Consider the following 8,573-nt stretch of genomic DNA (forward strand, 5'->3'; position numbering starts at 1 on the left):
TCGCTCGGATGTGTCGAGGCGGAGAACCGGCGGTCGCGCGGGCATGCTTGTGGCTGGCGTTCTGCCTGCTCCTGATCGCAGTCGTCTACGAAGGTGGGCGAACCACGGTGTTCGCGCAGTCTATCGCGGTCGTTTCGATCCTAGTCCTGTTCGCCCATGCGGTTCTCGCGCTCGGTGTCGGCCGGGCCGTCGCCTTTTCAGCGATCTGTCTGACGGTGACTTTTGCGGTCGAGAATCTTGGCGTCGCCACGGGATTTCCGTTCGGGGCTTACACCTTCCTCGTCGCGCCCGATTGGCCCCATGTGGGCGCGATCCCGATCATCGTCGGGACGCTCTATTTCGGGATCGGCTATCCCGCCTGGATCATCGCCTGCCTGCTCCTGGGCACCGATATCCATGGACCGACGACGCGCCGGGATCTCGTTTTCACACCGATCATCGCGGCTTTTACCTTGACCCAGTGGGACGTGGTCATGGACCCGGCCAACGCCACGATCGGACGAGCCTGGGCCTGGTTCGAGAGCGGTGGCTATTTCGGCGTTCCGCTCACGAACTTCGTCGGCTGGTTCTTGACGACGTGGCTGTTTTTCCAGGGCTTCGCTTTGTTCGCCTACCGCAGCCGGGGTGGGAGCCGCGGCGTCCGGCGGAATCCTGCCTTCCTGGCGGTGCCGGTCCTGCTCTACGCTGCCTCCGCACTCTGCCACCTGCCGCCGCTGCTCGATCCCGATGCAATCGTCGTGGATGCAGGAGGGCGCAGTTGGTCCGCGGCCGACATCCGTGAGACGGCCGCGATCATGGCACTGTTCACCATGCTCCCACTGGCTCTTCTCGCCTTGATGAAGCTGGTGGAGGCAGCCTTCTTGCCGAGAGCGCACTCGGTTCAGGGGGACCGGCCAGCGGGACTTCCGATTTTCTGAAGGCGGAGCAGCGCGTCTTCCCGGCGAATGCTCAGCCCAGCCACCCCTTCAGCCGCCTCACCGCCTCGGCGCAATCCGCCTGCGAGCCGGCGAAGGAGAAGCGGATGTGGTGGCCGCCCTCCTCCGGGTCGAAGTCGAGGCCGGGTGTGGCGGCCACGCCCGCCTCGTCGAGCATGCGCCGGCAGAAGGCGCCGGCATCGTCCGTCAAACGACCGATGTCGGCGTAGAGGTAGAAGGCGCCGTCCACCGGGTGGATGCCGGTGAAGCCGAGAGGCGGCAGCGCGTCGAGGAGCAGGGCGCGGTTCCGCGCGTAGCCGTCGCGGATCGCCACGATCTCGTCGAGCGTGCCGAAGGCGGCCAGCGCCGCGATCTGCGAGAGATAGGGCGCCGAGATGTAGAGGTTCTGCGCCAGCCGCTCGATCCCGCGCACGAGGGCGTCGGGCACGACCATCCAGCCGACCCGCCAGCCGGTCATGCAGTAGAATTTCGAGAACGAGTTGATGACGACGGCGTCGTCGTCGAATTGCAGGGCGGTGGCCGTCGGCACGCCGTAGCTGAGCCCGTGATAGATCTCGTCGGAGATGAAGGGCAGGCCCAAGGACCGCGCGGTGGCGCAGAGTTCGGCGAGGCGGGCCGGCGCGATCACCGTGCCGGAGGGGTTGGCCGGGCTCATCACCAGCAGGCCCGAGAGCCGCTCCGCCGCGTGGACCGTGCGCACCAGCGCCGGAGTCGGGGCGTAGCGGTCCTCGGCGCGCAGGGTGAGCGGCTGCGGGATCAGATCGAGGGCGCGCAGGATGCCGTCATAGGCCGGGTAGCCGGGGCGCGGCACGCCGATCCGCGCGCCGGCATCGAACAGGGCGAGGAAGGCGAGCACGAAGCCGGCCGACGAGCCCGTCGTCACCACCACCCGCTCGGGGGACAGGCGGACGCCGTAGGTCTCGGCGTAGTGCCGGGCGATGCGCTCACGCAAAGCGGGCAGCCCGAGCGCCTCGGTATAGGGGATGCGCCCGTCGGCAAGCGCGGCTTGCGCCGCCGCGATCACCGCGCGGGGCGCCGGCGCCGAGGGCTGGCCGACCTCCATGTGGACGACGCCCTCCCCGCGCCGCTCGCGGGCGCCGGCGGCGGCCATCACGTCCATCGCCAGGAAGGGGGCGACGGCCTGCGCACGGCGCGAGAGGACGGGATCGGGGCTCACGGCGGGCTCCTCACGGGAGAGGCGGGACAGGGCTGCAGGTAGCTCCTGACGGCCGCCCGCTCAACCGCGAGGGTCGCCGCCCGCTCCGCCTACCAGTAGAGCTGCGCCCGGCCGATGAAGACGTCCGCATCGACGGTGCGGCGGCCGAAATTCAGCGCCGCCGCCGACGGTTCGGCGTGGGAGCGGATATAGTCGAAGACGAAGCGGATGTTGGGCTCGGGATACCAGTTCACGCCCGCGGTGAAGTCGTGCTCGATGCCGCCGCGGATCTCGCGGGATTCGAGGTCGATGGCGCTGTAGCGAAGTCCGAGTTCGAACACGCCGGTGCCGCCGCGGCTGACCCGCTGGCCCTCCTCGACGGTGATGCCGGTGAAGACGCCGTACTCGCTGCCGTAGGTCGGGGCGACCCGGTAGGGCCGGCCCTTCCGGTCGAGCACCACCGAGGCCTGGATGTAGCCGCCCTGGAAGAACAGCGGCGGGCGCCCGTCGCGGCGCTCGATATTGGTGAGGATGTACTCGCCCTGGAGCCGGAACGGCCCCTGCTGCCACGCCGCCTCGAACCCGACGCGGCCGATCGCCGTGGCGTTGCGGATCGTCCGGGTATCCACCAGCGGGCGGGCGAACAGGAACGCCTCCGAGCGGCTCGACAGGCCGGGGCTGCTGGTGTCGTCGCCGAGTGACCGGTAGCTGCCAGCCAGCCCGAGATGCACGACGTCGTTCCTGTTCTCGGAGAGCCACGGCGTGTAGGTCACGCGGGTGGTCGAGGCGATGCCGTTGTTCTGGATGCCGGTGCTGATGTTGCCGCCGAACACGCCCGTCACCGCCGTCCAGTTCGTGCCGTGGGTGCCGATGGCGGTGCCGAAGTTGCGTGCCGGGGCGAAGGCGTCGGCCTGAGAGCGCTCGGTGAACTGGCTGATGTTGTCGCTGATGAGCTGGTCGAGGCTGAACGGCTCCTTGAAGTTGCCGTGGGTGATGATGACGTCCTTGAAGCCCTTGTAGGCGACGATGGCGTCGCTCACCGGCACCCGCGGCTCGTTGAAGTCGTACTGGAAGGCGAACTCGAAGCCCTTGAGGCTGTAATAGGTCTCGATCCAGGCCCGGCGGATCGCCGCCGGCTCTTCGAAGGCCGGGCCGAAGCCGCGCTGCTGCACCCGCCCCGCGCCGAAATCTCCCTGAAGCCGGCCGCCGATGCGGAATTTGCTGCCGTCCTCGAAGCGCGCCGTAATGCCCTTCTCGTCGAGGGTGATCGGCGGCTTGTCCGCGTCGGCCTTCGCCCCGGACGGCTCCCGCTTCGGTTCGCCCGCCTTCTCGATCCGCCTCGGCTCACCTTTGACGAGCCGCTCCTCGGCGATCGCGGCCGTGCCGCCGAGGCAGGCCAGGGATAGGGCTAGGATCGGGGCGGAGACCGGGGACCGTGACCACCGTCGGGGTGAAGACATGCGCGGGTCCCTCGAAGGTGAGCCTTTCTTAACTTATGATGGTTTTCGTGACCGTCGTACGACGAGGGTGCGATCGGAGCGTGCAAGCCACGAGAATCAGGCTCGCCGGGGCTGCCCTCGCCGGCAATCGCCTCAGGGAACCGCCTGCACCGCCCGGCCGAAGGCCTGCACCAGTCCACCCTCCAGCTTCGCTTCCATGCCCGACAGGATGGAGAGCGCGTCGCGGTTCGACATCGGCGCCTTGTAGGGGCGCCGCTCGATCAGGGCGGCGTAGATGTCGCAGATCGTCAGCAGCCGGACCGGATCGCCGATCTCGCTGGCGCACAGCTTGTCCGGATAGCCCGATCCGTCGAGCATCTCATGGTGATGGCGGGTCACCGCGAGCGTCACCGCATCGCAGCCGCCCGACGCGCTGAGGATCTCATGGCCGATCGGCGCGTGGGTCTGCATCACCGCGCGCTCGTCGTCGTCGAGCCGGCCGGGCTTGTTGAGGATGGCATGGGGAATGCGCGACTTGCCCACGTCGTGCACCAGGGCGGCCCGGGTCATGAGTTGCCTGTCCGCGGCGGAGAGGCCGAGGCTCTGGGCGAAGGCGGCGACGACGCCGGAGACCAGCAGGCAGTGCTGGAAGGTCACGTCGTCGTGCGCCCAGACCTCGTCGAGCCAGCGCGACAGGCCCCCCTCGTGGATGGCGTCGAGCACCGGGGCGACCCCCTGCTCCACGTTCGACATGTCGACGGCGCCGGTCTGGGCGGAGGCGAACAGGTTGGTCATCAGCGTGCCGGCCCGCTGCGTCTCGCGGGTCACGACGAGGTCGGCCACCGATTTGTCGGGCCAGACCTCGCGCACCAGCGAGCCCACGACCATGCGCGGTTCGGCCAGAGCCGACAGGCAGAGCGTGGCGCCGAGATTGCGCGCCTCGGTGAAGCCGCTCTGTCCGCCGCCGCGCGTCAGGCAGATCAGCGGCGTGCGTGCCCGTGCCGATCGGCTCGTGAGCAGGCGCAGGCAGCGCTTGGCTTCGGGACGGCTCAGGGTGATGTCGGCGATCACGCCGCGGAGTGGACCGATCCGGTCCCAGGTCTCCTCCGTGCCGACGACCCGGCACTCGGCAACGGCGCGCACGGCATCGACCAGAGGCTGGCTACGATCTGGACGATCGCTCACCACGACGATCACGCTGTGCTCCCCCCGTTTCGCCTGCTCCGGCGGCATCGCGGCCGCCCGAGAACTTGAAGTGCATCATTTAGCGAATCGATAATGTAGCGCCGACTTTGCTGAAACTTCTAGGCGAGCGGCCGGCGCCGTGAAATTGCCGCAGCCCTGGAGCACGACCGGACGAAGGCCTTTACGGGCGGCGGCCTCCGTGGAGATTAGATTGGCATCGGCGCGGTGGTCGCGCTGTGCCATAGTCTCGTCGCGCAGGGCCGGTTGAACGCGCCGTCGATGTTCCCGCCGGGCCTTCGTACCGACACGTATCACGAGGTATCGATGACGCTGTTCCGCTCCGTTTCCGTCCTCGCCCTCGCCGGCGGCCTATCGCTCGGCGCGGCCGCGGGCGCCCGCGCGGAGGAGGCCGTCCCCTTCACCGACGCCCAGCGCAAGGCGATCGAGGGGATCGTCAAGGACTACCTCGTCAAGAATCCCGACGTGCTCCAGGAGGCGATCGCCGAGGGCGAGCGCCGCGCTCAGGAGACGCAGAAGCTCGCCCAGGCCGCCGCGCTGAAGGAATCGCGCGAGGCGCTGACCAACTCGCCCCACGGCATCGTCGCCGGCAACCCGAACGGCGACGTCACCGTGGTCGAGTTCTTCGACTACAATTGCGGCTATTGCCGCAAGGCGTTCACCGACGTGCAGACCCTGATCAAGTCCGATCCGAAGCTGCGGGTAGTGCTCAAGGACTTCCCCGTGCTCGGCGCCGAGTCGCTGGAGGCAAGCCGGATCGCGCTCGCGGCCAAGCTGCAGCTCAAGCCGGAGAAGATGTTCGACTACCACGCCAAGCTGCTCGAGACGAAGGGCCGCATCAACGGCGAGCGGGCGATCGCGGTGGCGCGTGAGTTCGGCGCCGATATCGAGCGGCTGAAGCGGGACGCGCAGGGGCCGGAGGTGAAGGCCGCGCTGACCGAGAATGTCGGCCTCGGCGACAAGCTCAGCCTTTCGGGCACCCCCGCCTTCGTCATCGGCGACGAGATCCTGCCCGGCGCGGTCGGCGTCGAGCCGATGCGCAAGACCATCAACGACATCCGCCAGTGCGGTCACGCGAGCTGCTGAGGCGCGCACTCACAGCCATGAAAAAGGGCCCGGTGCGGATCGACAGCACCGGGCCCTTTTCGTTTCCGGTGCGGTTGCCGGCTCAGGCGGCCGCCGCGCGGGGATCGCTCCGGACCGGGCGCTCGCCGCGCAGGCCGGGCCCGTTGCCGGCCTCGGACGTGACCCGACCGCCGGGATAGGGCGGATCGGGGTTGACCCATTCCGCCCGCTGGCGCGGCAGTGCGGAAGGGTGCTCCTTCTGCAGGAAGCCGATCATCTTCTCGCGCACCTCGCAGCGCAGATCCCAGGTTTGAGGCGCGTTGCGCGCGCTCACCAGCATCCGCAGCTCGATCACGCCCTCGCGCGCATCCGAGACCTGAAGGTTGACCACTTGGCCGTCCCACAGCCGGGACGCCCCCGCGATCCGCCGCAGCTCCCTGCGCATCGCCTCGATCGGCGCCCGGTGATCGACGTAGAGGAACACCGAGCCGATCAGGGATGCGCACTCGCGGGTCCAGTTCTGGAACGGTTTCTGGATGAAGTAGGTCAGCGGCAGCACGAGGCGGCGCCAGTCCCATAGGCGCACGACGACGTAGGTCGCGGTGATCTCCTCGACCCAGCCCCACTCGTTCTCGACGATGATCGCGTCCTCGATCCGGATCGGCTGGGTGATGGCGATCTGGATGCCCGCCACAAGGTTGGAGAGCACCGGCTGCATCGCCAGTCCGAGGATCAGCCCGGCGGCGCCCGCCGAGGCGAGCAGGCTCACCCCGTATTGCCGCACCGGCTCGAAGGTCATCAGCACGATGGCCGCGGTGACGAGGGCCACCATGGTCTGCGCCGCCCGCTCCAGGATGCGCATCTGGGTGAAGTGTTTTCGCGCGAGCAGGTTGTCTTCCGCGTCGAGCTTGAACCGGCGCAGGTAGATCACGGTGGCGATGTGGATCGCCGTGGCGCAGGTCCAGCCCGCCAGCGTCACGAAGGCGACGAGCAGCACCTGATTGAGGACGAGCCGGATCTGCCAGGTCAGGGGCGCGGTCGAGACCGCAAGCGCCAGGGCCACCACCAGCAGCGCGAGCCGGCTCGGGCCCCGGGTGCGCGCGACGAGCGAGCGCCAGAACAGGCTCTTGCCGCTCACCGCCCTCTGCGCGAAGCGATAGGCGACCCCGTGCAGGGGCAGCACCAGCGCGCAGCAGCCGGCGATCAGGATCGGGCTCGCGACCCACCACGGAAGCTGGACGATCCAGCCGATGAGTTCGTCGAAGACTGCGTGGGCTTGCGCCATCGATCACCTCCTCGTCGCAGGGGCAATGATCGCTGGCGAAGGCGGTTCCGCACTGCACAATGGCGCGGCGGAGATGGATGACGGGGTGAATTTTGCTGCGATCGCGATTGTGCCGAGACCACTCGATACCGTCGCTCCTGACGAGTTTCGAAAGTCAGGACGGACACGAGAGCGGCTCGAGCGTGCGTTGGCTCGCTTTCGAACCTCTGCAGACCCTTGGAGTATCTGATTTCCGCCAGCGGCAGGCCACAGATTCACGACTGCGTTGGGCAATCTTGGCCGGACTGCTTACAGACGAAAGAGCAGTGAAGCAGACCTTGGTTCCAAAACGTCCGTCAGCCGTAAACGGGCTATCTGCTTCTAACCGCTTCATGGATTGAGCTAGACGTAGGAATTGCGAGTGCAGGCAGAATTGCAGCGTCTCTCCTCTGGATTAAACAAAGCAAAAATCCGTAAACTGCCACACCCACAGCAGAACAAACAAACGGTCGCCACGGGTCTGTGACGAATGACGGGTGACCAGATAGAGTGAGCTTGCCGAGTGCGTCGTTGAGAACGACCGTTAGCAAGCTTGCAGATGGCACAGGCGGGTTCAATGAGCACAAAGCTAACGTGGATGTTAGAAAAACTATGGCTAGGTAGGACCGGGGAACGCCGTGCGTCATCGAGATCGTTATGATCCCCGCGATGATTGCTGCCCATGGGAAAAAATAGATTAGGCCGCCTACGATAGTCCCGAGAAAAACCGCGAGCCCACCTGCATCCGGCACGCTCAAGTTCGGAGGTAACCAGAATGCGAGAAGCAAAAAGGTATTACGAACCATAGTGCCACAAGCAGGAGCAGCGCGAGTAGCGCGGCGCGGTAGGGTCTGAGGCCTCGCATGTCAGCAGGGCCGGAGCGACTATGGCAGCACGCCAACCAAGCGATGATGCAGCCATATATTATTGGCGGAGCAATATCGATTGCGACGCCATTTACAATACCAATCATCACTTGCCGCGGACGATCTGCTTCACCATCGATAAGTGGCAGCCATTGCTTACAGCCTGCGGCCAAGCCTGCGAAAGCAAAGACTGGTGGAACCAAATTTGTTGGGATGTGCGCAGCAAAGGGGAGAAGAACGAATGCTGGCCAGAAGAGTGGCAGAGCAATCCATGGTGTCCTCCATGAGAGGCTGATATCGCCTAAAGAAAAACCGGACGGAGACAATAAGAGCTACGAAGATCGGCCAAGACAACAACAACGCAGATACGGCAGGTAATCCACCGAGTTCTAAGCGGGCGTCGTACCGCTTCGGCAACGCGAGCACTGCGGTTCGGCTAGCGATGAGTCCCATCCAGCACTCCTCTCCCAAGCCACGATTTCAGACCTTCGTACACTAGGGCCTGTCGTCGCCTGAACGGATTGCGAATTTTGGCGTTTTCTCGGTTTCGAATGAGGAGACGTGATGCTGTCAGACGCACAGTGGGGTGAGTTGGAGCCGTTGATC

General features: G+C 66.4%; 6 protein-coding genes. 2 read left to right on the top strand and 4 right to left on the bottom strand.

Going from position 1 to position 8,573, the window contains the following annotated elements; all coding sequences use genetic code 11:
* Nucleotides 1-107 precede the first annotated feature (107 nt).
* Nucleotides 108-917, top strand: a complete 810-nt coding sequence (locus tag MFF24_RS11420; RefSeq protein ID WP_238224546.1) for a carotenoid biosynthesis protein — start codon at nt 108-110, stop codon at nt 915-917.
* A gap of 31 nt (nt 918-948) precedes the next feature.
* Here MFF24_RS11420 and MFF24_RS11425 read toward each other — a convergent pair whose 3' ends face one another.
* The 3 genes from MFF24_RS11425 to MFF24_RS11435 all read right to left on the bottom strand — a co-directional run bounded on the left by MFF24_RS11425 (nt 949) and on the right by MFF24_RS11435 (nt 4,727).
* Entirely contained in the window at nt 949-2,112 is a 1,164-nt protein-coding gene (locus tag MFF24_RS11425) for a pyridoxal phosphate-dependent aminotransferase (protein ID WP_238224548.1), read from the bottom strand.
* 89 nt (nt 2,113-2,201) lie between these two features.
* Complete coding sequence (locus tag MFF24_RS11430) at nt 2,202-3,551, bottom strand: OprO/OprP family phosphate-selective porin (RefSeq protein WP_238224550.1); 1,350 nt, start codon at nt 3,549-3,551, stop codon at nt 2,202-2,204.
* 132 nt (nt 3,552-3,683) lie between these two features.
* Complete coding sequence (locus MFF24_RS11435; protein WP_108943029.1) at nt 3,684-4,727, bottom strand: HD-GYP domain-containing protein; 1,044 nt, start codon at nt 4,725-4,727, stop codon at nt 3,684-3,686.
* 312 nt (nt 4,728-5,039) lie between these two features.
* Here MFF24_RS11435 and MFF24_RS11440 point away from each other — a divergent pair, with 312 nt between their 5' ends.
* Nucleotides 5,040-5,819 carry a DsbA family protein gene (locus MFF24_RS11440; RefSeq protein WP_108943028.1) on the top strand — a complete coding sequence of 260 codons (780 nt, stop codon included), beginning with the start codon at nt 5,040-5,042 and terminating at the stop codon, nt 5,817-5,819.
* An 82-nt stretch (nt 5,820-5,901) separates the two neighbouring features.
* Here MFF24_RS11440 and MFF24_RS11445 read toward each other — a convergent pair whose 3' ends face one another.
* Complete coding sequence (locus MFF24_RS11445) at nt 5,902-7,083, bottom strand: mechanosensitive ion channel family protein (protein WP_238224552.1); 1,182 nt, start codon at nt 7,081-7,083, stop codon at nt 5,902-5,904.
* Nucleotides 7,084-8,573 lie beyond the last annotated feature (1,490 nt).

It is taken from the genome of Methylorubrum aminovorans (assembly GCF_022179725.1).
GTDB lineage: Bacteria > Pseudomonadota > Alphaproteobacteria > Rhizobiales > Beijerinckiaceae > Methylobacterium > Methylobacterium aminovorans.

Coding starts and splice junctions, on each gene's coding strand:
- MFF24_RS11430 (WP_238224550.1), bottom strand. CDS start 3,551: ATGTCTTCACCCCGACGGTGGTCACGGTCCCCGGTCTCCGCCCCGATC.
- MFF24_RS11440 (WP_108943028.1), top strand. CDS start 5,040: ATGACGCTGTTCCGCTCCGTTTCCGTCCTCGCCCTCGCCGGCGGCCTA.
- MFF24_RS11445 (WP_238224552.1), bottom strand. CDS start 7,083: ATGGCGCAAGCCCACGCAGTCTTCGACGAACTCATCGGCTGGATCGTC.